The organism is Gimesia benthica (genome assembly GCF_009720525.1).
Lineage (GTDB): Bacteria > Planctomycetota > Planctomycetia > Planctomycetales > Planctomycetaceae > Gimesia > Gimesia benthica.
Map to the genome: position 1 here is coordinate 3813946 of NZ_CP043930.1, position 25787 is coordinate 3839732.

General features: G+C 56.3%; 17 protein-coding genes. 9 read left to right on the top strand and 8 right to left on the bottom strand.

The genetic code is table 11. The features are described 5' to 3' along the window. Positions 1-323: 323 nt before the first annotated feature. From F1728_RS14585 to F1728_RS14595, 3 genes are all read right to left on the bottom strand, one after another. Positions 324-1634 carry an EDR1-related protein gene (locus F1728_RS14585; RefSeq protein WP_155364729.1) on the bottom strand — a complete coding sequence of 437 codons (1311 nt, stop codon included), beginning with the start codon at positions 1632-1634 and terminating at the stop codon, positions 324-326. Positions 1635-1833: 199 nt separating this feature from the next. Next, on the bottom strand, positions 1834-2388 hold the full coding sequence (locus tag F1728_RS14590; protein WP_228030758.1) for a hypothetical protein: 555 nt from the start codon (positions 2386-2388) through the stop codon (positions 1834-1836). Further along, positions 2388-2936: a pyridoxamine 5'-phosphate oxidase family protein gene (locus F1728_RS14595; RefSeq protein ID WP_155367392.1), complete on the bottom strand. Its 549-nt coding sequence runs from the start codon at positions 2934-2936 to the stop codon at positions 2388-2390. Before F1728_RS14595 ends, F1728_RS14590 begins: the two co-directional genes overlap by 1 nt. A 300-nt stretch (positions 2937-3236) precedes the next feature. Between F1728_RS14595 and F1728_RS14600 the strand changes: the two genes are divergently transcribed. The 3 genes from F1728_RS14600 to F1728_RS14610 all read left to right on the top strand — a co-directional run bounded on the left by F1728_RS14600 (position 3237) and on the right by F1728_RS14610 (position 9360). Next, the gene (locus tag F1728_RS14600; protein WP_145443318.1) at positions 3237-4529 is read left to right on the top strand and encodes a Gfo/Idh/MocA family protein; all 1293 of its coding nucleotides are present in this window, start codon (positions 3237-3239) and stop codon (positions 4527-4529) included. Between the two features lie 75 nt (positions 4530-4604). After that, on the top strand, positions 4605-7148 hold the full coding sequence (locus F1728_RS14605; RefSeq protein ID WP_155364730.1) for a family 16 glycoside hydrolase: 2544 nt from the start codon (positions 4605-4607) through the stop codon (positions 7146-7148). 130 nt (positions 7149-7278) lie between these two features. Next, positions 7279-9360, top strand: a complete 2082-nt coding sequence (locus tag F1728_RS14610; protein WP_155364731.1) for an ATP-dependent helicase — start codon at positions 7279-7281, stop codon at positions 9358-9360. Positions 9361-9362: 2 nt separating this feature from the next. Here the strand turns inward: F1728_RS14610 and F1728_RS14615 are convergent, their stop codons facing one another. Further along, positions 9363-10598 (bottom strand): THUMP domain-containing class I SAM-dependent RNA methyltransferase, encoded by a 1236-nt coding sequence (locus tag F1728_RS14615; protein ID WP_155364732.1) that lies wholly within the window; start codon positions 10596-10598, stop codon positions 9363-9365. Between the two features lie 134 nt (positions 10599-10732). Here F1728_RS14615 and F1728_RS14620 point away from each other — a divergent pair, with 134 nt between their 5' ends. The 5 genes from F1728_RS14620 (at position 10733) to F1728_RS14640 (ending at position 16476) form a co-directional block, all read left to right on the top strand. Next, on the top strand, positions 10733-11728 hold the full coding sequence (locus F1728_RS14620) for a TIM barrel protein (protein ID WP_155364733.1): 996 nt from the start codon (positions 10733-10735) through the stop codon (positions 11726-11728). Between the two features lie 130 nt (positions 11729-11858). Continuing rightward, positions 11859-12278, top strand: coding sequence for a vWA domain-containing protein (locus F1728_RS14625; protein ID WP_228030760.1), 420 nt, complete (start codon positions 11859-11861; stop codon positions 12276-12278). Between the two features lie 149 nt (positions 12279-12427). Beyond that, positions 12428-13849, top strand: coding sequence for a sulfatase family protein (locus F1728_RS14630; protein WP_155364734.1), 1422 nt, complete (start codon positions 12428-12430; stop codon positions 13847-13849). A gap of 10 nt (positions 13850-13859) precedes the next feature. Beyond that, complete coding sequence (locus F1728_RS14635) at positions 13860-15482, top strand: arylsulfatase (protein ID WP_155364735.1); 1623 nt, start codon at positions 13860-13862, stop codon at positions 15480-15482. A 127-nt stretch (positions 15483-15609) separates the two neighbouring features. Then, positions 15610-16476 (top strand): formylglycine-generating enzyme family protein, encoded by an 867-nt coding sequence (locus F1728_RS14640; protein ID WP_155364736.1) that lies wholly within the window; start codon positions 15610-15612, stop codon positions 16474-16476. A 302-nt stretch (positions 16477-16778) separates the two neighbouring features. Here the strand turns inward: F1728_RS14640 and F1728_RS14645 are convergent, their stop codons facing one another. The 3 genes from F1728_RS14645 to F1728_RS14655 form a co-directional block, all read right to left on the bottom strand. Beyond that, a complete protein-coding gene (locus tag F1728_RS14645; RefSeq protein WP_155364737.1) occupies positions 16779-17054 on the bottom strand; it encodes a hypothetical protein in 276 nt (91 codons plus the stop codon). Positions 17055-17997: 943 nt separating this feature from the next. After that, positions 17998-19134, bottom strand: coding sequence for a hypothetical protein (locus F1728_RS14650; protein ID WP_155364738.1), 1137 nt, complete (start codon positions 19132-19134; stop codon positions 17998-18000). Positions 19135-19398: 264 nt separating this feature from the next. Then, positions 19399-21573 carry a cation:dicarboxylate symporter family transporter gene (locus F1728_RS14655; RefSeq protein ID WP_155364739.1) on the bottom strand — a complete coding sequence of 725 codons (2175 nt, stop codon included), beginning with the start codon at positions 21571-21573 and terminating at the stop codon, positions 19399-19401. A gap of 205 nt (positions 21574-21778) precedes the next feature. On the opposite strand from F1728_RS14655, the gene F1728_RS14660 reads away from it, so the two are divergent. Then, positions 21779-22354 (top strand): class I SAM-dependent methyltransferase, encoded by a 576-nt coding sequence (locus F1728_RS14660; protein WP_155364740.1) that lies wholly within the window; start codon positions 21779-21781, stop codon positions 22352-22354. Between the two features lie 64 nt (positions 22355-22418). Here F1728_RS14660 and carB read toward each other — a convergent pair whose 3' ends face one another. Beyond that, positions 22419-25673: a carbamoyl-phosphate synthase large subunit gene (gene carB / locus F1728_RS14665; RefSeq protein ID WP_155364741.1), complete on the bottom strand. Its 3255-nt coding sequence runs from the start codon at positions 25671-25673 to the stop codon at positions 22419-22421. Between the last annotated feature and the right edge of the window lie 114 nt (positions 25674-25787).

The window sequence follows — 25787 nt, forward strand, 5'->3', positions numbered from 1 at the left end:
ACAGGAATCGACAGAGGTCGGTGAACGCTTTCCGGATTCTGCGCGTGCTCTGACAGTTTCCTGTTGTCTGTGACAACCCCGAATTGCATTCGGGGCTACCCGGTCTTTTTAATTTCGAACGGTGCATAGCAAAGTCGTTTCAACCGGGGCTAATGTCCTGCGACTAATTTGGCTTGCCGGCAGTCTACGTGAATAAAAACTGGGGCGACTGTTTTGTGCAGGATTGCTTTCTCTAAGACCTCTTGCTCGCTGCGCTCGGCTCGAATTGTATTCGAGCCCACCCGGTGGAGGGGGGAGAGCTTTGGGGGGGCTCCTCTGAAGTATTATTCTGATTCGGTGGGGGGAGTCTCTGTCTCTGGTTCTTTCGTGCCGTACCAGGGTTTGTTGTCGATGGTCAGGTAGCGGGCGGTGATCGGAGAGCCGGTGGGGGTCAGTGGTTCGACGCGGCGGTGCATCACATCGACAATCAGACGCCGGCCGTCTTTGAGGTGCAGTTCGTTCCAGGCATGTCCGGCGTGGCGGGTGGCGTCTCCGTAGTTGCCGCGCACGAGGGCGACATCGAGGCCTGCTTCATCGGCGAGGACCTTGAAGAGCAGCGCCCGATGTCGACAGACGCCGGCGCCGCAGAGCTGGGTCACTTCGCCGATCAGGACGCCCTGGTTGGCGTACTCGTCTGTCAGCAGGACGACCGCTGCCATGGTGGCTCGGTTCTGCTGATCCAGCGACATGCTCTGGTCAATGTACTGGGCGAGCTTCAGCGCCCGTTTCTCCGGCGGCAGCGACATGACCTCCTGGGAGCGGGCGAACTCCAGATGTTTCTGGAGAGAGGGATCCCGCTGACGGTCGACGATGATCAGCTCCCGACGGGAGCGGGTCTGTCCCCGGGGATCGACCTGCATGCCTCGACCGCCGTCAATGTAGCCGTCCAGGATTTTGAGCTGGGGAGCGATGTAATGTTGCGTGTGATAATCGCGGGCTGCCTGTTGCTGTTCGGTTTTGAGGATGGGCCGCAGTTCGGCGGCACTCTGATAGCCGCGGAGTATCAGGTCCAGATACAGATCGGTGCTGCGGGGGTTCGCCTGATGCAGTTCTACCGCGAGCAGATTGGTGCCGGCCTTGAGGCTGTCTGCCGGGATTGTGAAGCGTTGATAGAGTCGCTCCAGCACGCCTCCCAGGGCATTGACGGCGGTGGTCTGTGGAGTGACCTGTCCGGCGGGCAGATTGTTGCGGGCGATCTCGGTGCCATTGAGGTAGACGACGACGCCGTCATCGCTGCGGATCAACAGGACCAGCTGGCGGAGGCCGGAGTCGGCGGGAACCGTAAAGGTGTGCCGGAAGTAGGCGGTGATTTGTCGGTGCTGCGGATCGGTGCCCGCGCCTGCGGGTGTGTTGATTCCCGGTTCACCAAAGCCGAGCGGTGCGGGGCCGGACGACCAGGGCTGGTCATCGAAGGTCGACAACATCCAGTCGGCCCGGGGCGGAGTGGCGGCGTCGTAATATTTCCAGATGCTGGCCTTGCCGGAAGGGATCAGCGTGACTTCCGCACGCACGGGCAGCGCCTGCAGGCAGAGGCTGACCAGGAACAGCAGGCCGGTAAAGGGAAGGCGGATGTGTGGTGTGGTTAAGAATTTCAAGCAGCTTTACTCCGGGTGGTCGATGTTTACTTATAGGGTTCGGGGGCGGAGTGACATGGTCTGAGTGAATGTTTATCGGGCCGCGGAGCCGCGGTCAAGATGATTCATGTGTAATTCATATTGGGGAGCATTTATGGAGTGGCAACCGTGTGAGAAACCGGGGCTGCGCTCGGCCCGAATTGCATTCGGGCCACCCCGTTTATTGTTCTATCAGAGAGTAGACGGCAAAGATGCGATTGGGGCCTGGTTCGCAGTCTTTGAAAACGTCTGCGGACAAGAGGGTATATGCTTCCTCGAAGGTTTGCAGCAGGCAGTGGCGATTGACGGGGACGATTTCTGCCATGTGGTTACAGGAGAGGCAGGAGCATTCCGGGACAGGACTCTGGTAGAAGGTGACGATATCAAAACCTTCCAACTGTTTTGCTGAGGGGATCTGGACATCGGTGTGCAGAGAGTCCTCTGGCAGGACGGGTTGCCAGTGACCTGTTTCATGGTACTCCTGCTCAAAGACTTCGTAATAGAACAGCTTGGTTCCCGTCAGATCGAGGCCCGCTTCCTCTGCCAGATCGCGGAGGACTGCGGGGGAATTGAAGAGCCAGAAGCCGTTGTGTTTCCAGAATTCAGTGTAGTCTGCGAAGTCGTCGGAGATGCAGTTGCTGAGCGCGTAAATGTCCTCGACCTGATCGTTGGCGAGCCAACTGGTCTCTGTCGCGACGCGCTTGGCTAGGTAGCCGGCGGGAACCATGCCGAGCATTACTGGTCTTTCAGGATGTGGGTGGGAATGCCGTCCAGGCTTTGCTGGTTTTTGTCGTGCCAGTATTTTTGCACGCCTTCCGGTCCCTGTTTGGTGGCCCAGGTGGTGAGCTGTTCTCGTTCCTCGACATAATCGTAGAAGGGGACACCCATGCCGCAGGAGGTCTGGACCAGATCGACCTGCATATCGAAGACCTGGCGGGCGCCGGGGTTCGGGGGGAAGTGGGCGGCGAGTTCCGTCCAGTCGCTGTCATACGGATGGACCACGCGGGCCTGTCCGTAGAGCCGAAGGATCAAAGGTTTGCCGGTGAAGGCACAGAACATGATGGTCATACGGCCGTCCTGCTGAATGTGGGCCGAGGTTTCGTTGCCGCTGCCGGTCATGTTGAGCCAGATCACGCGGTTGGGGCCCAGGACGCGGAACGAGTCCATCCCTTTGGGGGAGACATTGATGCGGCTGTCGGCGGTGGCAGTGCCGACGAAGAACAGCCGCTGGTCGTTGATGAAGTCGATCAGTTTTTCGGAGAGTTCGTTAAAACGTTGTCCCATGGTTCGTCTTTCACAGGGAAAAGGAGATAGCAGTCGTCGGGCGGGAGCATCATAGCAGAGGGACAATTCGAGGGCAAAATCGGTTCGGCGGGAGGAGGAACGAATCAAGGTATTTATAAGTTTCCTTAAGTTTGGAAAGCGTCAAATCTGCACAAAATGGGGCCAATTTCAGAGACGCACGCCGCCGGGACCATTACAATAAATGAAACAGCATCCCGCCTGTTTCCATCCTTTGGTACTCTCACAGAGACGACATACCCGAACTCAGCCTGTTCTCAGATGGCTTTTGAGGAGAAACCGATGACGAATTCCAGTGCGCTTAATCGTCGTGACTTTATTAAAACCGCTGCGGCCGCCAGCACGGTCTTTTCTGCCCCCCTGATCATTCCCGGCACCGCGTTGGGCCTGAATGGCACCGTTGCTCCCAGTGAGCGAATCATCCTGGGGGGGATTGGCATTCGTCGACGGGGTGGCTACGTGCTGAGCCACATGCTCGAACAGCCCGATGTGCAGTTTGTGGCGATCGCCGATGTGCGTGCAGATCAGCGGAAGACCGTAAAGGAAATGGCCGACAAAGCCAACGGCGATCAGAAATGCGAAACCTATCGCGATTTTCGCGAGCTGCTCGCGCGGGATGACATTGACGCCGTGCTGATTGCCACGGGGGACCGCTGGCACGCGACCGCTTCAATGATGGCTGCAGAAGCGGGGAAAGACGTGTATTCCGAGAAGCCGTGTGCGATTTCGATCGAACTGGCCCGCAAGCTGCAGCAGACGATTCAGCGTACCGGCCGTGTATTTCAGGCGGGGACGCAGCGGCGGAATGTGTCGAACTTCGCGCACGCGGCGCACCTGGCGCAGTCGGGTCAGCTGGGGAAGATTCATACCGTACACGCTTCGATCTACCAGTTGATCGATCGTCACGACTGGCTGCCTGCCGAACCCGAACCCGATCCGGAAGTAGTCGACTGGAACATGTGGCTCGGCCCGGCACCGTGGCGTCCTTATAACCATGCCTATGTGGATGGTGCCTGGCGCGGTCATTACGATTTCGATTCCGGGGCCAAGCTGCTTGACTGGGGCGCGCACACGCTGGATATCTGCCAGTGGGCGCTGGAAGCGGATGACACGATGCCCGTGACCTATGAACCGATGGATGTGCCCAACGACAATGTGATCGAGTGCGTCTACGAAAACGGCGTGAAGCTGGTCATGCGGCGGAATGGCTGGATGGGTCTGGGGACCTGTCCGGTCCGTTTCGAAGGGGAAGAAGGCTGGGTCGAAACTGGCGACTCGGGACAGACGGCGGTTTCCTCGAACCGGTTGCGGGCCTCCCTGCCCTCGCCGAGTGCGATTCCGGGAACGTCGCCCAAGTTCCATGTGCGTGATTTCTTTAACTGTGTGAAAACCCGTTCGCAGCCAGCTGCGAATGAAGACGTGATGGCCCGTTCGCACATCGCCTGCCACGCGGCGGCGATTGCCTGGAAGCTGGGTCGCAAACTGCAGTTCGACCCGGTCAAAGAAGAATTCGTGAATGACGATGAAGCGAACCGCATGCGGAGCCGCGCCATGCGGGAGCCGTGGACCGTTTAGTCTACGCCGCTGACCGTCGTCATCCGTTTTCCTGAATCAGCTTTAACTACTTCAGCACCTGAGGGATCCTCACTCATGTTCTCGTTCAGATTCTGTCTGCTCACAATTCTTTCTATCAGTCTGTTCTCTTCAGCCAACCTGGTGTCCGCCGCGGACCAATCCGATTCGGAAGCAACCCGGCTGGTCAACGTTCTTAATTCCGATGCTTCCACTTACGACAAAGCGATGGCCTGTCGCCGACTGGCGGCGATTGGCGATGCGAAGGCGGTGCCTGCGATTGCCAAATATCTCGGTGATGAAAAACTGGCGACCTACGCCCGTTCGGCTCTGGAGAATATCCCGGCTGACGCTGCCGACCAGGCTCTGGAAGCGGCTCTCAAGACGGTCAAAGGGGACCAGCTGGTAGGGGTGATCAATTCACTGGCAAAACGGAGAGACAAAGGGGCGACCGCTGAACTGGCGAAACTGCTGGCGAATGATAATCCGAAAGTCGCGATCGCGGCAGCGCATGCCCTGGGGGCGATTGGTACAAGCGATGCGGCGGCTGCGTTGAAACAATCACTGGGAACCGACCGGGGTGCGGTGAAGCAGGAAGTCGCGTTTGCCCTGTTGATGTGTGCCCGTTCGCTGGCTGACAGCAACAAGGGGGAGGCAGTCGAGCTGACGGAAGTGGTGTTGCAGGCGGATCTGCCGGAGAACGTCAACCTGGCGGCGACGCAGCGGGCGATCGTGCTGCTGGGCAAGGATGGCTTCGACCTGTTAGCGAAAACAGTCAAAGCCGACGACCTGGCGCGATTCCGGGCTGGTCTGCAGGCAGCACGTAAGATGGGACCGGAAGCGTCGTCGACGTTAGTGGCCGTCTATCCGGAGCTGTCTGACGAGCGGAAGGGACTCGTGATTGCCGCGCTGAGTCAGTCTAAAAATGCGGGTGCCCTGCCTTTGATTCAGCAGGCGCTGAAAAGTGAGAGTGAAACATTACAACTACAGGCGGTTCTCTCGCTGGGTGAGCTGGTGTCTGTGTTGAAGGCTGACGAACAGCTGCAGGTGCTCGGTGCTTTGTTTGGAAAACTCAAGCAGAATCCTTCTGCTCTGACCGAGGCGACTGCAGATACGATTGGGAAAATGAACGGCAGTCAAACGGCTGACAAAGTGCAGTCCGCGATTGAAGAGAGTACCCGGAAGCTGGTCGAGAGTGAGGCACTCTCTCAGCAACTGGCGGGACTACAACTGGCCGGTGATTGTCGGCTGAGTTCGTTGACTCCCGCTGTCTATCAGCTGGTGGGTCACTCGAATCCGGAAGTCAAACAGGCCGCTATCCAGGCACTGGGTGGGACGACGTCTTCGGACGATCTGCCGAAGCTGATTGCGTTGGCGGTGAAGAATCCCGGTGATGTTGCGATCAGCGATGCCCTTAAAGCGGCCTGTGCCCGGCTGCCACTCGAAGAGACAGCCCAGACGCTGGCACAGGCGATGGACGGGGCGTCGATAGAACAACAGCAGCTGATCCTGAATCAGCTGGCGGCCATTGGCGGCGAGACCGCTTTGAAAACAATGGTGGCGGCAGCTCGTTCGAATGAAGATGCCTTACAGAACACAGCGACCGACCTGCTGGGCAAATGGGTGACGATTGATGTCGCGCCGCCGCTGCTCGATCTGGCGCAGTCGCTGGAGAATCGCAAATATAAAATCCGTGCACTGCGGGGATACATCCGGGTGGCCCGGCAGTTGAATATGACGCCGGCCGAACGGCTGGAAGTCTGTCGTAACACGCTCGCGAATGCGGAGCGGAACGATGAGAAGAAGCTCGTGTTTGAAGTGCTGCGGCGTTATCCGACTCCCGAAGCGGTCAACTTCACCATCAATCTGCTCAAGGAGAAAGATCTGAACGTTGCCGCGTCCGCGACGATTGTTTCGTGGGCCGAACGGGGAACGCCGATCGAGAACACACTGCTGCGAGATGCGTTACAGCAGGTGATCACAACGACAGACAACGCGGGTCTCAAACAGCGGGCGGAACAGCAGCTGGAACGCATCAGTGCCCAGGCGGCGCAGGAAGAGCAGGCACTCGGGTTTCAGCCGCTGTACGATGGGAAAACATTTAACGGCTGGCATGGAAACAGGGAGATCTTCCGGATTGAAGATGGTGAGATCGTCGCCGGCAGCCTGACGGAGAAGGTCAAGCAGAACGAGTTTCTGCGTTCCGATAAAGAGTACGAAGACTTCGAACTGATGCTGGAATTCAAGCTGCTGGGCGAGAAGACCAACGCGGGTGTGCAGATTCGTACTGCAGAGATTCCCGACGATCACGAAGTCAGTGGTTTCCAGGCAGACCTGGGGACCGGGTACTGGGGGTGTCTGTATGACGAATCCCGTCGACGGAAAATTCTGGCCGGTCCGCCCAAAGAGATTCGCGATCTGCCCGTCCGGATGAATGACTGGAATACATATCGGATTCGCTGCCAGGGGCCGCGGATTCAGCTCTGGATCAACGGGGTGCAGACGGTCGATTATGTCGAACAAGACCCGCAGATTCCGCTGAAGGGAATCATCGCACTGCAGATTCATGGGAACCTGGTGAACCAGGTGCACTATCGGAATGTGCGTTTGCGTGAGCTGTAAACGAGCCTGAACGCAGGGAAAAACGGTCGTTCTGCACAATTTTGGCGGCCGCCCCTTGCGATCATCGTCTGTGCCGCGAAAATAGGGTTGAGTTTCGTTTTATACTTCGTTCGACCCCGATGAGGCACGGATGTCAGAGATTCCGCAACACATTGAAGACCTGTTCGCGCAGCTGAACCCCCAGCAACGGGCGGCGGCCTGTCACGATAGCGGTTCGCTGTTGATCATCGCCGGTGCGGGAACGGGAAAGACGACCACGCTTTCACACCGGGTGGCCTGGCTGATTTCGCAGGGCATCGATCCGAGCCGGATTCTGTTGCTGACCTTCTCCCGCAGAGCCGCGAATGAGATGGTCCGCCGCGTCGATGCACTGCTGCGGGCGATGGGCGACAGTCGCGAACACGCCGCCTCTGCCCGGTCGCGGAGCATCTGGGGAGGCACGTTCCACTCCACGGCGGCGCGTCTGCTGAGACGCTACGGTCAGTCGATCGGTCTGCCGGATGACTTTACGATCATCGATCGCAGCGACGCCGAAGACCTGATGAGTTCACTACGAAGTGAACTCGAACTGGGAAACAATGTGGCCAAGTTTCCCCGTAAAGGGACGCTGGTCGAAATCTACAGCCGCTGTGTGAATACCTGCCTCAAGCTGGAGCCGGTACTCGAACGGTATTACCCCTGGTGTCTGGAGCATGTAGAGGCACTCAAGCAGCTGTTTCAGGCGTTCGTTGATCGCAAGGAGCAGCAGAACATTCTCGACTATGACGATCTGCTCCTTTTCTGGCACGCGCTCTCCTCCGATCCCGCGGGAGGCAAACTGCTGCGAGGTCAGTTCGAAGCGGTGCTGGTCGACGAGTACCAGGACACAAACGTGCTGCAGTCGGGCATCCTGAAAAATCTCTGTCCCGATGGAGCAGGTCTGACGGTCGTGGGCGACGACGCCCAGTCGATCTATTCCTTCCGGGCGGCAACGGTGCGGAACATCCTCGATTTTCCCGAAGAGTATCCGGGGACGACGGTGGTTACGCTGGAAGAGAACTACCGCAGCACGCAGCCGATCCTGGCGGCGACGAATCAGATCATCGACGAAGCGCATGAGCGCTACGAGAAGAAACTCTGGTCGTCGAAGATTGCCGGCGAGCCACCGATTCTGGTGGACTGCAGCGACAATAACGAGCAGGCCGACTTCGTGGTGACGCAGGTACTCGAACACCTGGAGGCGGGCATTCCCCTGAATCAGCAGGCGGTGCTGTTCCGGGCTTCGCATCACAGTCTCGCGCTGGAAGTCGAACTGGCCCGGCGGAACATTGCGTATCACAAGTACGGCGGATTGAAGTTCATTGAAACGGCACACGTCAAAGACCTGATGGCGTATCTGCGACTGGCGGAGAACCCCCGCGATGCGGTTTCCGGTCTGCGGGTGCTGACATTGCTGCCGGGCATCGGTCAGAAGAAGGCACAGCAGCTGCTCAACCTGCTGGCGGAATCCGGGTTTCGCTTTGATGCCTGGTCGGAATTCAAACCACCGGCGGCGACGGTCGAGCACTGGCCTTTATTCATTCGGCTGATGAAGAACCTGTCATCGCCGCAGTCCGAGAAAAAAGGGATCTCATCCGAAGTACACCAGGTGCGGACCTTTTACAGTCCCCTGCTCGATCAGCAGTACGACAACGGGCCGGCCCGCCAGCGCGATCTGGAACAGCTGGAGCAGGTCGCCAGCCGGTTCAGCAGCCGGATGAGTTTCCTGGAAGAGATCACCCTCGATCCACCCAGTTCGACGCAGGACATTGCCAACGACAGCAGTAAGACGGACGACGACTTCCTGGTACTGAGTACGATTCATTCCTCGAAAGGACTCGAGTGGGACGCGGTCTATGTGCTGCAGGCGGCGGACGGCAGCATTCCTTCCGAGATGTCGCTGGAGAGCAATGATGAGATCGACGAGGAACGCCGGCTGTTCTACGTGGCGCTCACGCGGGCGAAGAACTGGCTTTATGTCTGTTTTCCACATCGGCAGTATTTCCAGAACCGGCGCTGGAACCAGGCACACAGTTACGCGCAGCTGACGCGGTTCATTTCTTCAAAGACGCTCCCCCTGTTTCAGCGGCGGCCTGCGTTTAACGCCGAGGATCTGGATACGCCCGAAGAGGCGCAGATCGAAACGACGGCCGAGGACATTCGCAAGAACATCCGTAATATGTGGTCCAGCTGACTTCAGTCGGCGGAGTCGGTTGTGTCGTCAGCCGGGGTGTCGGCGTCTGTTTCCGATGTAGACTCTGAATCCGCATTCGTCGCGTCGTCCCAGGGTGATCTTTTGCGTGGCGGGGGTGGCCCGGGAAACTGGTAGTAGGTGCATTCGATGCGACCGTTATACAGCTTGCGGCGACGGGCTTTGCGGTCGAAGATGCGTTCGAAACCGGGATGCGAGGTGAGCACGTAGATCGACCAGGTATCCAGGGGCGCGAAGACCTCTTTCATCTGGCGATAGATGACCTCGGCCTCTTCCTTCTCGCCGAGTCGTTCACCGTAAGGGGGGTTGGTGATGATGCAGCCGTACTTGCGGGGCGTGCTGAATTCGGCGACCGGCTGATCCTGAAAATGGACGAGCTCATCGACACCCGCTTCGCGAGCGTGGTAGCGGGCCATGCGGATCATGCCGGGATCAATGTCGTAACCCTGCAGACGGAATGAGAGAGCGTCGAGGTCCTGCAGGTCGCGGGCTTCTTCGCGGGCCTGTTCCCAGAGTTCGGCGGGAATTTTGTGCCACTCTTCCGCGACGAAGCTGCGGTTGAGACCGGGGGCGGTGTTGGTGCCGATGAGGGCGGCTTCGATGGGAATCGTACCCGAACCACAACAGGGATCGACCAGGGCGCGTTCGTTGTTCCAGTAGCTGAGCTGAATCAGACCGGCGGCAAGAGTCTCTTTGAGCTGGGCACCGGCGGTGAGTTTACGATAGCCGCGCTTGTGCAGACCGGGGCCTGTAGTATCGATGCAGAGCGTAGCGCGATCTTTGAGGATCGAGACGCTGACCGAGTACATGGGACCGTCTTCGGGGAACCAGTCTTTGATGTAATGATCCTTGAGACGCTCGGCGATCGCTTTCTTGACCATCTTCTGCGAGTTTTTGGCGCTGTTGATTTTGGAGCGGACCGCGGTGGCCCGCACGGGAAAGCGCGCGGAGGGGGGCAGCCAGCGTTCCCATTCCAGGTCGCGGGTTTCGTCAAAGAGATCGTCGAAGTCGAGAGCCGTAAATTCGCCGAGGCAGATCAGGATGCGGTCGGCACTGCGGAGCCAGAGATTGCAGCGGCAGATCGCTGCTTTATCCGCCTGGAACATGACGCGACCGTTTTCGACGGTCTGGTCTTCGTAGCCCAGCTGCTTCAGTTCGCGGGCGACGACGGCTTCGAGGCCAAAGGTGGACGTGGCGATCAGGGTGAGCGGCTCAGACATGCGGACAGTGGTTCTTTTGGGATTACAGTAAAACGGTCAATACCGGTAGAAAATGGGTCGAACGGTGATCATACTCTATATAAAGATCTCCCTCGAATTCTACCCGACAACTGATCATAAAGAAGGTTTTCAACATGCGGAATACTCCCCACCCTCATAATCGGCTTCCCCGACGGGATTTTCTGAAACAGGCGTCTCTCTCGGCTCTGGCGGGCACCATGCTGGCCGGCGGCGCAAGCGAATCCGCGTCTGTGCAGGCGGGAGAGACAAAAAAAGAGAAGTCAGCGGGCGGCTATCAACTGGGGGCGTTCACGAAGAGCTTTCAGGACATGCCGATTCCCGAGGTGTGTAAAGCGTTCAAGTCGATCGGCCTGGACGGACTCGATCTGACCGTGCGCCCCAAGGGGCACATCCTGCCCGAGAATGCCGAGCAGGAACTGCCGCAGGCATGTACTGCGGCGAAAGAGGCGGGTGTGAAGATCCTGTTTCTGACGACGATGATTGAAGAGCCCGACAAAAACGCCGAACGGATTCTGGCGACTGCGCAGGAACAGGGCATCGACCGGATCAAGATCGGCTATTACCGCTACAAGCCGTTCGGCACGCTGGCCCAGCAGCTGAAAGAGACAACGAAAAAAATCGGCAACGTTGCGAAGCTGTGTCAGAAGTATGAGATTCTGCCCTGCGTGCACGTGCACTCGAATGCGTTTCTGCCTTCACATGGAACGCAGCTGTATCAGCTGATCCAGGATTACTCGCCGCAGGAAGTCGGGGCGTACGTGGATATGCTGCACATGGTCAAAGAGGGGAGTGGCGATGGCTGGCGGCAGGGCCTCGATCTGCTGGCTCCCTGGATCTCATTGTGTGCGGTGAAGAACTTTGCCTGGGAACGGGGTGAAGGCCGCGATAAGAAAGGCCATCAGAAATGGGAAGTCAAAACGGTTCCCGTGGCGGACGGCATTTCACCGATTCCTGAATACGTGGATGTACTGCGGAAGCTGGGTTACGAAGGGATCTTCTCGCTGCACAGTGAGTACAAGGGCCGGCACAGCTGGAAAGAGTTGAGCACGCAGGAATGCCTGGCCCAGACGGCCGTCGATGCGAAGTATTTCCGTTCGTTGTGGTCGTAAGGTTTGAACCACGAATTGCGCGGAATTGATGACTACCACGAAAAGCACGAAAGACACGAAAACAAAAAACAGGGGGCTGTTATCTTTTACAGAGTAAACAGGATGATTCGTGGATTGATGGAGAGAAAAGATGGATCATTCAATGCAGAAAAGTAGAGAAGATTTTGAATACTGGCTTGCATCGATGGATGACTTTCTCGAAATGTTTATGTCAGAATTTCCAGAAGAAGAACAACGTCTTCTAGATTATTCCCCTGAATCGTTAGATGTAGTCGAGAAATGGATCCTCTCAAATTATGAGGATACCAGGGCAGCACTTGTAAAATCTGAAAGTCAACGCGTGAATAATGCTGCATGCTATGTTGGCGAAGCATTTCGAAAGTCGCATGGGGGCAAGTGGAGCATTCGTCTGGATGATCCAAAAATTGCATTTTATGCACTTCCAGTTCTAACCGATGGAAAGAAAACGGAATGTCCGTTATCTCTAGTGACGGCCTCAGCCGATCGCAGGACGGGAACTTATTTAAGAATGGTACTGGAAAACTATTAACCTATAGAACTCAAGTAATCTACTGAAATCTGTCAGGCAAGATTATTCCATCAACTGAGCGGCAAGGCGCTAGCCGCCGGTTGTGTGTGACAGGGCTGTTGATAATACCGGTGGCTAGCGCCATTCCGCTCAGGATGGGGTACCTGTTTATGGTTCGGACAATCTTTGCTGCTCTGACCTGTCTGGTCGTCTGTCTGACTGCATTGTCTGCTGATGCAGCGATACATCCCAATGTGATTCTGATCATGTGCGATGATCTGGGCTGGGGAGATACCGGCTTCAACGGGAATAAGATCATCAAAACGCCGCACCTGGATGCGATGGCGCGGGACGGGATGATTCTCAAGCGGTTTTACGCGGCGGCTCCGGTGTGCAGTCCGACGCGGGGGAGCTGTCTCACGGGACGGAACCCGTTCCGCTACGGGATCGTGCATGCGAATACCGGTCATATGAAACCGGGTGAGCAGACACTGGCGGAGTCGCTGCAAGCGGCCGGCTATCGTACGGGGCATTTCGGCAAATGGCATCTGGGAACGTTGTCGAAAACGGTTCGCGATTCGAATCGGGGCGGCCCCCAGAATACGGAACACTATGCGCCCCCCTGGGAAAACGGATTTGAAGTCTGCTTCTCGACCGAAGCGAAAGTGCCCACCTGGGATCCGATGCGAAAACCAAAAGGGAAAGCGCCCTCGAAGGGTTGGGCCGCGCTCACGGAAGAGAGTCCGAGTCAGCCGTATGGGACCCACTATTGGAACGAAGCGGGCGAGATCGTGAAGGACAATCTCAGCGGCGATGATTCGCGCGTGATTATGGACCGCGTGATCCCCTTCGTCAAACAGAGTGTGAAAGATCACAAACCGTTTTTCTGCGTGATCTGGTTTCATACGCCGCATCTGCCGGTGGTTGCGGGTCCCCGTTATCGGGCCATGTACCCCGACGCTGATCTCTACCACGCGAACTACTATGGCAGCATCACCGCCATGGATGAGCAGGTGGGACGGCTCAGGGCTGAATTGAAATCGTCTTCACTTTCAGATCATACGCTGATCTGGTTCTGCTCGGACAATGGGCCGGAAGGGAATGCGAGTGCCCCTGGATCATCGGGACCGTTCCGGGGTCGCAAACGCGATCTGACCGAAGGGGGCATCCGGGTGCCGGCGCTGGTGGTCTGGCCCGCAAAAATCGAGGCGGGGACCGAAACCAGTTTTCCGATGGTCACCAGCGATTATCTGCAGACGATTTACTCTGCAGTCGGGCTGGTGCCTTATGGCAAGTGGCCGCTGGACGGGATCAATCTGCTGCGAATTATTGAGCAGAAGCAGCAGGAACGGGGCTGGCCGATTGGCTTTCAGTTTCAAAACAACGCGGCCTGGATGACGCATCGCTATAAGCTGTTACGCACGGGGAAAGGGGCCAAAGAAAAATATCAGTTGTTTGATTTGCTGGCAGACCCGGGCGAGACGACTGACGTTTCGCAGGACCACCCCGACCTGGTGAAACAGTATCAACGCGACCTGGATACCTGGATCAAATCGTGTGAAAACAGCAGCCAGGGAAACGATTACAAATAGAAAGCCTGACATGAAACTCTGGAACGCGCTCGTTTGTCTTAGTGGTCTGCTGTGGTGGCATGTGCCTGTGGTGGAGGCGGCGCAAGCCGAGCGACCGAATATCATTTTGATCATGGTCGACGATATGGGTTTCTCCGATCTCGGCTGTTACGGCAGCGAGATTGAAACGCCGAACATTGATGCCCTGGCAGCGGGGGGCGTGCGGTTCTCGCAGTTTTATAATTCGGGACGCTGCTGTCCGACACGGGCGACGTTGATGACGGGACTGCATCCGCATCAGACAGGAATTGGCTGGATGACGAATCCGCCGAATCAGACGCGGGGCTATTCCAAACCGCCGGCTTACCAGGGGTATCTGAATCGTCAATGTGTGACTTTAGGTGAAGTGCTGGGGACAGCCGGCTATGCGACTTACATGGCGGGGAAATGGCACCTGGGTTTTAATGACCAGGATCGCTGGCCATTGCAACGGGGGTTCGAAAAATATTTCGGTTGTGTTTCGGGGGCGACGCGGTATTTCCATCCGGTGGCGCCGCGGGGGATGACCTTCGGCAACCAGGATATCGAGAATCCGGAGAGCACGACGGATCGTCCGTTTTATACGACCGACGCTTTCACCGATTACGCGATTCGTTTTCTCAAGGAACATCAGGAAAACGCAAAACAGAAAACGGATCCGTACTTTCTGTACCTGGCCTATACGGCGCCGCACTGGCCGCTACAGGCGCATGAGGAGGAGATCAAAAAGTATCGGGGTAAATACCGGATCGGCTGGGATGAACTCCGTCAGCGCCGGCTGACGAAACAGAAACAGCTGGGGCTGATTTCTGCGGAGACGAAGCTTTCGCCCCGTGATGCAGAGGTGCCGGCCTGGGAGACGTTGAAGCCTGAGAAGCAGGACGAGATGGATCTGAAGATGGCGATTTATGCGGCGATGATCGATCGGATCGATCAGAACATCGGCAAGCTGGTGGACTGGCTCAAGGCGCATGATCAGCTGGAGAATACGCTGATTCTGTTCCTCGCAGACAACGGAGGTTGTGCAGAAGGGGGTGTGCTTGGTCGGGGTGAGTTTCGGGATGTCGAGAAACGGAATCTGGAGCACAGCAACAGTTACGGGAAAGCGTGGGCGAATGCGTCGAACACGCCTTTCCGGTTGTATAAGCATTTCGCGCATGAGGGGGGAACGTCGACGCCGTTCCTGATGCACTGGCCGGCGCAGATTCAGCCGCGCGCCGAGTGGTACACGAGCCCGGCCCAGCTGATTGACGTGATGCCGACGTTGCTCGATGTGGCCGGGGCTGACTATCCGGAAACGTTCGCCGGCAACAAAATTCATACGCTGGATGGTATTTCACTGCGTCCGGCGCTGACGGGAAAGCCGCTGGAACGGGGGCGACCGATCTTCATCGAGCACGAGAGTAACGCGTTCGTGCGTTCCGGTGACTGGAAGCTGGTGGGACGGGGTGTATCGCCATTCAAGGGGTATCAGCCACAGAAGTGGGAGCTGTACGATGTGAAGGCAGATCGTACGGAGCTGAATGACCTGGCGGAACGGAGGCGCGCGGTGGTGGATGATCTGAAGTCACAGTGGGAGGCGTGGGCGAAACGTGTGGGGGTTTATCCGAAGTGAGATGGACCGCGAAACGTCTGGTGGCACGGATTATTTGCTACCACGGTCGGCACGAAAAGCACGAAAGAAATACAGTAGTGTGTTGAATCAAATTAAACTACTGGTGATGAGTGGAGAATAACCTCTGATGGATCTGACGGAATATTTGGAATTGGATGAAGCAGGACAGAGTGAAATTTGTGCTCAGATCGAGAAAGAAAATCCCAGATTCCGGTTTCTGGGTCTGGGGAAGCAGGGAGACCTGCTTCCCACTTTTCAACACATCGATTCTCAGATCGAAGTGAAGTTCATACCATCGGGCCGTTACGTCATGGGATTCAGCCCGGAAGAAGAGGCCCAATTTAAAAAACTGGCTCCGGAGATAGACCTGGATCCTGACTGCATGCGTCCCACTCATGAGGAGTCTGTCCGCTCCCTGTTCATTTCCGTTTATCCCGTTCTTCCTCGGCATTATAAGAGCGTCACAGGTTCTGAATATCCTGATGCGAAGTATGCACATGGAAATCCCGTTAATCTGAAATATGAAGAAACGGAAGTATTTCTGCACAGTATTGGTGCCAGATTACCCACGGAAGTGGAATGGGAATACTGTTGCAGAGGAGGCACTCAATCGTTGTTTTATTTTGGGGATGAAGTACCAGCCCCAGAATTGCTGGAACAGTATGTTTCAGAAGAATTTGATAAAGAGATTGATTTTAAAGCCAATCAATTTGGTCTGTATGGACTCTTTACGGGAGAGTGGTGCTCGGATGATTTTGCAGCTAATTATAGTCCTGAAACCGTTCCTGAAAGAGGAATGAAAGTCTTCAGGTCAGAGGGTTCGGCTCGCTGGCCGTGGCAATATCCACAGGAGTGGATATTTTGTATTTCTGCTTTTCGTTCCAGCTCCCCCAAGGAAAATTTCTTCAAGGAAGAATTACTTGGAAAACCAAAATCAGTATCGATTATCAGGTCACATTCATTTCGAACGGTCTGGGCAGTGAATGGTTTTTGATCTGCATTGTGTGGCGGTGACGGCAATTGGCTTGAAAATAATGAACCACGGTCGGCACGAAAAACACTTAAGAAATTTCGTGTTGGCGCTGGTTATGTGATTGGATGCTGGTCAGTTAATGCTGATTTCTTTTCGGCGATAACACGGTACGGTTCCTGCTTGCTGCGCTTGGTCTGAATATTATTCTGACTTACCCCTGGTTCTTTCTCCTGAGCGGCAAGGCGCTAGCCGCCGGTAATTTTTGCGACGTTGGATATAGTACCGGTGGCTAGCGCCTTTCCGCTCACTTGTGTTGGTTTTATTCAGGGTAAGAGTGCTGCGATTACGCCGCCGATGAGTGCCATGACTGGTGCGACGAAAAAGAAGAGACAAAGTGGGAGGAGTAACGGCGTGCCACATGCTGCGGTGCCGGGAGGTAAAGTGGCTGTGTAGGCTGAGAACTGGTAGACGAAATAGAATCCGGCCAGCACGGGAAGTGTGGCACCGGCAGCCGCGCCGATGAGAGATCGCCGTAAGTGGTTCAGGTCCTGGTCTGGCAGGTCAGGTGTGTCGGGGTCTTGAGGGGCTGGTTGATGCATCGTCTGCTCACACCTCTGAGGAGGTTGGATGTGGTCCAGGTGCATAATATCATAAAGTTGTATCGTTGCCTGGACTTTTCGTGAGATTGCGGGGTGGGAGGCTGCGAAATGCTGTGCTTCCATGAATTTATATCTACCACGGACGGCACTTAAAACATGAAAGAGTTTCAGTAGGTCGCTGGTTTTGTGGTTGGATGCTGATCAGTGCAGTGTCTGATATTCAGCTGGGTGTGGCTGGTGCCGATGTTTTATAATTCGTGGAGATGAGCTGTTTTGATCGCGGGGGCTGTGGTCTCCTGCACGTTGCGCTTGGCCCGGATTTAGTTCGGGTTTACCCCTGTATTTTTTCTGAGCGGAATGGCGCTAGCCACCGGTGTTATCTGCAGCGTCGCTAAAAATTACCGGCGGCTAGCGCCTTGCCGCTCACGGTGTGTGGGTGTTTTGTTTTATCAAGCGGGTAGGCGTATGGGGCCGCCCCTCGTGTTGTGTGTGGCTGGAGGGATGTTTGATGTTTTGGAATCATCGTGAATGGCACGGGGAGGTCAAGACAGAATTTTGTCCTGATGTGACCGGATTTTGTCCTGGTCTGGCCCGGGATTTGTCCCGATGTGGCCTGATTTTGTCTCGTTTGGGATACCTGTTTCTGGGGAACCGGTTCTCAGAAAACAGGTGGATCTATACTGAAAAACGACGGAGATTCAGGTGCTGCTGTGTCAGTGGTGGGCTGTGTTTCGGTGCTCATAGACCCGTCTCGCGCGCGAGCCAGGGGGGAAAGATAGGGATCGGCGGGAGGGAATCAAGTTCAGTTTGTGTCGTGGATGTGGGGCAGTGGTGCGGGGATATTCAGGTGGGAAATGGATCAGGGGAATGAGGATTTGGAACCACGAAAAGCACGAAAGACACGAAAATACTGGAGCGTTGGGATGTGGAATGTGATTCGAGTCTATTTGATTAACAGGGGAAACTGGCTGGCGGGGACCAGGCGGTCTTCGTATTGGACGAAGGCTTTGCCGCGGATCTGGTCGACGATGCGTTCGCCAGGTTTCAACTCGAGTGATTTGATTTCGAACAGATTTGTATCGAGAGGCTGGTTGAGTTTTGATTCGACCAGTTTGAAGTTCTGGCGATGATAAGGGTCTGCCCGACGGCCGCGGTCCTGTTTAAAATGGGCGATGTCGACTTCCTGGGGCAGGTAAATGCCATCGACGTTTTTGTAGAGAATGGTGCGTTTATGGATGACTCTGGAGCCGAGAAGTTCTTCGTAGCGGGTGACGTTCCATCCCGCCTGGGAGTCATAAGTCGTCATCTTGTAACGGGGAATTCCATCGGGATTGCTGGGTGTGTACTTTAGTTTGAACTGATACTGTTTCTGACCGTCCTCGCCCTGGAGTTCGGTGATGGAAAGTTGACGGTCGTATTTCTGTTGCAGTTCTTCACCATGTTCGCCCCGGAGTACGGAGAGGTAGATCTGAGGGTTTCTGACGGAAGTATAAGCTTCGCCGCCGAACAGATCGCGAGGATCGAAGAAGTGACTATTGTCTTCAGATTCAAATCGAAATTTGCGGAAGAGAACACGTCCAGCCCGGGTCTGCTTCAAGAGATGATTGGGGAAGCCTTTGACGGAGGCGAAGCGTTCTTCAGAGAGTTCGTACAAGTCCGTGCCGATGACAATTCGCTGATTGTTGGTGGGGCTGTCGATTTTGACAGGTTCCGGCGTTCCGAACTGGTTGAACTCGTTGGGTTTTTCGGTTTTGTTAAAGTTGACTCGCAGGCGGTCCTGGATTTCATCCAGCCAGAAGGTGTACTGCCCCTGAATGGTGCGCCAGGTACGGCCGCCGGTAGTGCTGCGGGGATTTTCAAAATTGGATTCGTCCCTGAACTGGTATGCTCCCTGCCAGGTGTGGATGGCGTCGAGATTTTTGGTGAGTTCCTCTGCGAGGAGTTGCAGCGCGTGTTCGGTTTCCGCGGGATTGAGTTCGCGCTTTGCTACGGGGGTTGGGTCGGGGTCGGTAGCGGTACTCAAAGTTGGGGAGGTCAGACAGAACAGGAGTGTGAGGCTGAGGATCAGACGAACGGACATGGCTGGTTCCTGACGGATCGATTGAACAATGACGGATCAATTCATGTGTGTACAGTATAGCAGGGAAAGGGGGACGTGTGGGGGGAAATCTGGGAAGGAACCATGGAGGGCGAGAAATTTTATGAACCACGAAAAGCACGAAAAATTTCTGAGCGGAATGGCACTCGCCACCCGTGTTATCTGCAGCGTCGCCAAAAATTACCGGCGGCTAGGGCCTTGCCGCTCAGAGGAGGTGATGGAGTAGTGGCGATGCTGATTCTGGATTCAGTCTACCCATTGCAGGACGTTGCGGATGATGGACCAGCGGGGTTCGGCGTCTTTAATATCTTTGCCGAGGATCCAGTAGTTGTAGAGTTCATCGAAGACGCCTTCCTTCTTTTTGAGTTCGAGCCAGACTTCCATGAATTCTTCGAATTCGATGTCGTGGGCGCCCAGGTAATACATGGGGACCTTCACATTTTTCTTGAGGGGGTTGATGACGGAGAACTCGGGATAGAGGAGCGTCCAGGCGGCACCGGCTTCGGCGCTGGTGACCAGCAGGTCAGCGCCGTCGGCTTTTTCTTCGAAGAAGTCTTCCTCGGAATTGATGGAGACGAAGCTGGCGTTGGGGAAGAATGTGTGTGCTTTTTCGTCAAAGAAGCTGTTGGCGACCACGGCGATTTTGAGGTCGGGGGAATGCCGGAGTTTCTCGAATTCGAGGAACTCGACTTTGCGGTAGTCGTGCAGGACCATGGCGAGGGTGACGTCCATGTAAGAATCGGCGACGGGGAAGGCGGTCGCCCGTTCGATGGTGCCTTCCAGTCCGGACATGGCGAGGTCGAAGTGGTCTGCATTCAACTGTTTGACGAGGGTCTGGGGTGTGAAAGGAACGAACTCGATATCGACGCCGAGGTCGAGGGCCAGGCGATGGGCCATGTCGATGTCGAAGCCGACGAGTTCGCCACGATCGTTGAAGTAGGAAAACGGCAGCCGTTTAGCGTCGAAGCCGAGCCGGATCTTGCCACGTTTGCGGATGCGGTCGATACGCGTTTCGCCGGGCTGGATCGGGTCCGGGTTGGGAGCCGATGCTTTGAGGATGGTTTCCTTGACGCCGGGGAAGAGCAACTGGCGGTCGGCGATCATCGCTTTGGACTGGTAAAGGTTTTTGAATGTATATTCGAGGACGGTATGAATGCTGGCGATGACAATGCCTGCCATGACCAGCGAGAGCGTTGTGTAGACGAAAAAGCGTTTCCACTGCACCTTGAGTGTGCCCGAGAGCGAAGCTGCTGTGAGGATTGCGAAGGAAAAGAGGTAGACCGAACGCAGCGCATCGCCCAGGCGGGTGGTATAGACGCCGACCGCGAGGTAGAGCTGGAAGATGTCGTGCGGGATATGCATCAGGTCGAGCAGCCAGGGGATGGTGACCGCGGGCTTAGCGAAGGAGCCGGCCATGCCCAGGGCGAGAAACTTGGGGTACTGATCGGGCATCAGGCTGGAGCCATAGAACCAGGCGGAAAAGGGAATGAAGATCAGACCGACGATACGTCCCAGGTCGGGAAAGGGAAAGACGAGGGGAATCAACACGTCGGGCGAACCGCCGGTTTCATCTTTTTCCAGCTTATAGCGTTCGAGGATTTCCCGCGCCGATTCCACAATGATGGGGAGGACGGCGAAGGTACTGCTGAGGACGAAGGCTGCGATGACGGCCGGCTGGGAGACGCGGAGGGCATCCCAGTAGCGGACCGGGGTGCAGATGGAGATCAGCATGGGAAGAATGCCGACGGTCAGAATCAGCGTGGCGACGGTGTAGGTAATCAGGTAAGCCTGCAGCAGGCCGAACTTTTCAAAGGGGAGCGTACCGACGGCGTAAGCGACGATCGCGAAGACTCCGAAGGGGGAGAGATGCACGACGAAGCGGTTGAGTTTCATCAACGCATTCACGGCGACGGACAGCGGTGCGAGGAGCTGTTCGCGTTTGGGAAGTGTGCTCAAGGCGATGCCGACACCAATCGAGAAGAGGACCACGGCGGGGACGGCGTTATTGGCCAGCGAGAAGAACGGGTTCGCCGGGATAAACAGATCGTACAGACTTTCAGTCTGGGGGCCTTCGATGATACTGGTACTGAAGAAGGCGCCTTTCTGCCAGAAGGGAAAGGAGAGCGACATCAGGCAGACCGTGAACAGGCCGATGCACCAGAGGATGAGCATCAGGCTGACGACGGTAAGGGCCATGTGCCTGGTCTGACGGATGGAAATCCGTCCGAGGTTGAGGATCAGGGAGAGCGTGATATAGGGGAGCACGGTCATCTGCAGGAGACCGATGAAGATCTCGCCGACCGTTTTCAGGGGCGCACACAGTTCGCCAAAGAACAAACCACAGGAGATCCCCAGCACCAGACTCGTGAGAATCCAGGTGGTGAGTCCCGGTTTGAAATGGGGGTGAGCGCCTTTTTCCATACGCCAGATCCTTGCCCGCTGAGGTATCAGTGCCGAAAAAATCAAATCTACATCACAGGAAACCCAGGACGGGCCATGGAGAAATCCAGGTCGGATGTGTATGTTTCCACAGAAGATACAGTAATCTGGAGTGTGAATCCAGACCTGCGAATGTTAAGGTTTCTTAACACAAAATCGTTCTTAACTCCAGACCTGTTGTACCTGTATGCCATTCTCCCTTACCTATCATAGTCGGCAGTTCCAGTTTGAAACTGCGGCGGAATTATTTTCTCCCCAGAATCTGGATCGGGGAACGGAAGCGATGCTCTCGACGGTGACGTTTGCACCAGGAGAGCGGGTGCTGGATTTGGGATGCGGCTGGGGCGTGGTGGGAATTCTGGCGGCTTCGATTGTGGGGTCGGAGAATGTGGTGATGACGGACATCGATGCCCGGGCGATTAAAGTGGCTCGACAGAACGCTGAACGGAACCAGGTTGCGGGGGTGACGATTCTGCAGAGCGATGGATTACAGGATCACCGGGAGACCGACTTCGACTGGATTCTTTCTAACCCGCCTTACCATGAGGATTTTGCGGTCGCCAAGCAGTTTATCATGAAGGGATTCAACCGGCTGAAGGTCGGCGGACGGATGGTGATGGTCACACGGCGACGGCTGTGGTACCAGAAGAAGCTGACGAGCATTTTCGGAGGGACCGAAGTGCACGAGATTGACGGCTACTTTGTGTTTCACGCGGAGAAGCGACGCGACACGTATGCCAAACGTAAGAAGCGGAACCGCTGAGGTATTGATCAGACAAGGCTGTGCTCCTCACAGAAATGAGGAGCACAGCGACTTGAGATTGCGTTTAGAGATCGGCCATCCAGTCCTGCAGGGCACGGACCTGGGGAGTGGCATCTTCGGCGAGTGCTTCGAGGGCTTTGACAACCGCGAGGCAGCCCGGGATCGTGGTGACACAGGTCACGCCATACGAAACCGATGCCGAGCGGATTTTGCCTTCGTCCGTCCGCGAGCCTTTGCCACTGGGCGTGTTGAAGATGAACTGGACTTCCTGGTTGGCCATCATGTCCAGCAGGTTGGGACGACCTTCTTTGAGCTTCTTGACGGTCGAGACTTCGAGGCCTGCTTCGCGGAGAACGCGGGCGGTGCCGGAGGTCGAGACGATCTTGAAACCGAGGTCGATCAACCGTCGTGCGGGATCGATGATCATGTCTTTGTAGAGGTCAGCCATGCTGATGAAGACGGTGCCTTCAGAAGGCAGGCTGGTATTTGCTGCGAGCTGGCTCTTGGCGAAGGCCATCGCGAAGCCATCCGAGATTCCCATGACTTCCCCGGTGGACCGCATTTCGGGGCCGAGGATGATGTCGACGCCCAGGAAGCGGGAGAAGGGGAAGACACTCTCTTTGACCGAGGTGTGTTTGGGTTTCGGTTCTTTGGTCACGTTCTGTTCCAGCAGCGAGACGCCCGCCATGACCTTGGCGGCGATTTTGGGCAGTGGAAGCCCGGTGGCCTTGGAGACGAACGGCGACGTCCGGCTGGCACGCGGGTTGACCTCGAGGATGTAGACGATGTAATCGTCTTCGGTCTTCTTCACCGCGAACTGGATATTCATCAGGCCTTTGACCTTGAGTTCGCGAGCGAGGGCGTGTGTGGCCCGTTTGATTTCGTCGATGACGGAATCGGGGAGCGAGTGAGGTGGCAGGACACAGGCCGAGTCACCGGAGTGCACACCGGCTTCTTCGATGTGTTCCATCACGCCACCGACCAGCGTGGTGATGCCGTCGGAGATGGCGTCGACATCGACTTCGATCGCGTCTTCGAGGAACTGATCGACGAGGACCGGATGGTCGGGAGAGGCATTGACCGCTTCGTTCATGTAGCGGACCAGCGATTCTTCATCGTAGCAGATTTCCATGGCCCGGCCGCCGAGCACGTAGCTGGGGCGAACCAGAATCGGATAGCTGATTTTGCGGGCGACGTTGCGGGCGCTCTCGATATTCGTGGCGATACCGTTCGGAGGCTGATGCAGTTCGAGCTTCTCGAGAATTGCCTGGAAGCGTTCACGGTCTTCGGCTGCATCGATCATTTCGGGGCTGGTACCGATGATGTTGATGCCTGCGGCTTCGAGTCCCCGGGCGAGGTTGAGCGGAGTCTGTCCGCCGAACTGCACGATGACGCCATCCGGCTGCATACGATCGCAGATGTTGAGCACATCCTCGGTGGTCAGCGGTTCGAAGAACAGATGGTCGGAGGTGTCATAGTCGGTCGAGACCGTTTCGGGATTCGAGTTGACCATGATACTTTCGATGCCCAGTTCCTGCAGGGCGAACGAAGCCTGGCAGCAGCAGTAATCGAATTCAATCCCCTGCCCGATGCGGTTGGGGCCGCCGCCGAGAATCATGATGCGGCGTTTGTGATCGGGATTGCCCGGCGTTTCGTTTTCATCTTCGTAGGTCGAGTAGAAGTACGGTGTGTAGGCTTCGAACTCGGCAGCACAGGTATCGACCTGTTTGAAGGTGGCTTCGATACCCAGGCTTTTGCGGTACTGGCGGACATCCATTTCGGTGGAGTCGAGCCAGAAGGCAAGCTGCTTGTCGGAGTAGCCGTGCTGCTTGGCCTGTTTCATGAAGGCATAGTCCAGGTCTTCCAGACGGGAGACGGCGCGGATCTTGTCTTCGAATTCCACGAGCTGACGGATGTGGTTCAGGAACCAGGGATCGATGTCGCTGAGCTCGTGGACTTCTTCGACGCTCATGCCGGATTTGAATGCGTACCGCAGGTAGAACAGCCGCTCGTCGTTGGGAATCGACAGCTTGGACTGAATCAGGTCCCGCGCGGGTTGCTTGGGGGTGCCCCAGAGATCCTTGTTACCGCCACCCAGCCCGAAGTGACCGATTTCCAGGCCGCGGAGTGCTTTCTGCAGCGATTCTTTGAAGGTACGGCCGATGGACATGGTTTCGCCTACCGATTTCATCTGCACGGTGAGGACCGGGTCGGCATCGGGGAATTTTTCGAATGTCCAGCGAGGGATCTTGGTGACGACGTAATCGATGGTTGGCTCGAAGCAGGCAAGCGTTTCCCGGGTGATGTCGTTACGGATTTCATCGAGGCGATAACCGACGGCCAGCTTGGCTGCGATTTTGGCAATCGGGAAGCCGGTCGCTTTGGAGGCGAGTGCACTGGAGCGGCTGACGCGGGGGTTCATTTCGATGATCGTCATGCGGCCCGTATCGGGATTGATGGCGAACTGCACGTTGGAACCGCCGGTTTCGACGCCGATCTCGCGGATACAGGCGATGGTCGCATCGCGCATCCGCTGGTATTCCTTGTCGGTCAGCGTCTGAGCGGGGGCGACGGTGATCGAGTCGCCGGTGTGCACACCCATCGGATCGAAGTTTTCGATCGAGCAGATGATGACGACGTTGTCGGCCTGGTCCCGCATGACCTCCATCTCGTACTCTTTCCAGCCGAGGATGGATTCTTCCAGCAGAACTTCGTTCACGGGGGAGAGAGCCAGACCGCTGCGGACTTTCTCTACGAACTCTTCACGGTTGTAAGCCACCCCACCGCCGGTACCACCGAGTGTGTAACTGGCGCGGATGATGATCGGCAGGCCGATATCTTTGACCGCGGCATTGGCTTCTTCCATGTTGTGGACCACGGCACTGCGGGGGCAGTCGAGGCCGATTTTGGTCATGGCTTCTTTGAACTGATCGCGGCTTTCCGCTTTGGCGATGACCTCTTCGCGAGCACCGATGAGTTCCACGCCCAGCTGATCAAGGATTCCGCGGCGGGCGAGGTCCATGGCTGCGTTCAGGCCGGTCTGTCCCCCCAGTGTGGGGAGCAGTGCGTCCGGCTTTTCGATTTCGATTACTTTCTGGATGTACTGCCAGGTAATCGGTTCGATGTAGGTGCGGTGAGCGGTTTCCGGGTCCGTCATGATGGTTGCGGGGTTGGAGTTAACCAGCACCACTTCATAACCATCTTCGCGGAGGGCCTTACAGGCCTGCGTTCCCGAATAGTCAAATTCACATGCCTGCCCGATGACAATCGGACCGGAGCCAATAATCAAAATCTTCTTAATGTCGTCGCGTCTAGGCACTTTTTTAGATCACTTTCAACAGCAAATGTACATTATCATGCGAATGTCGTAGCGAATTTCTGCGCAAATCTTCCCAACGTTAACAAGCACACCAAAATAATCAAGCAAGGCAGA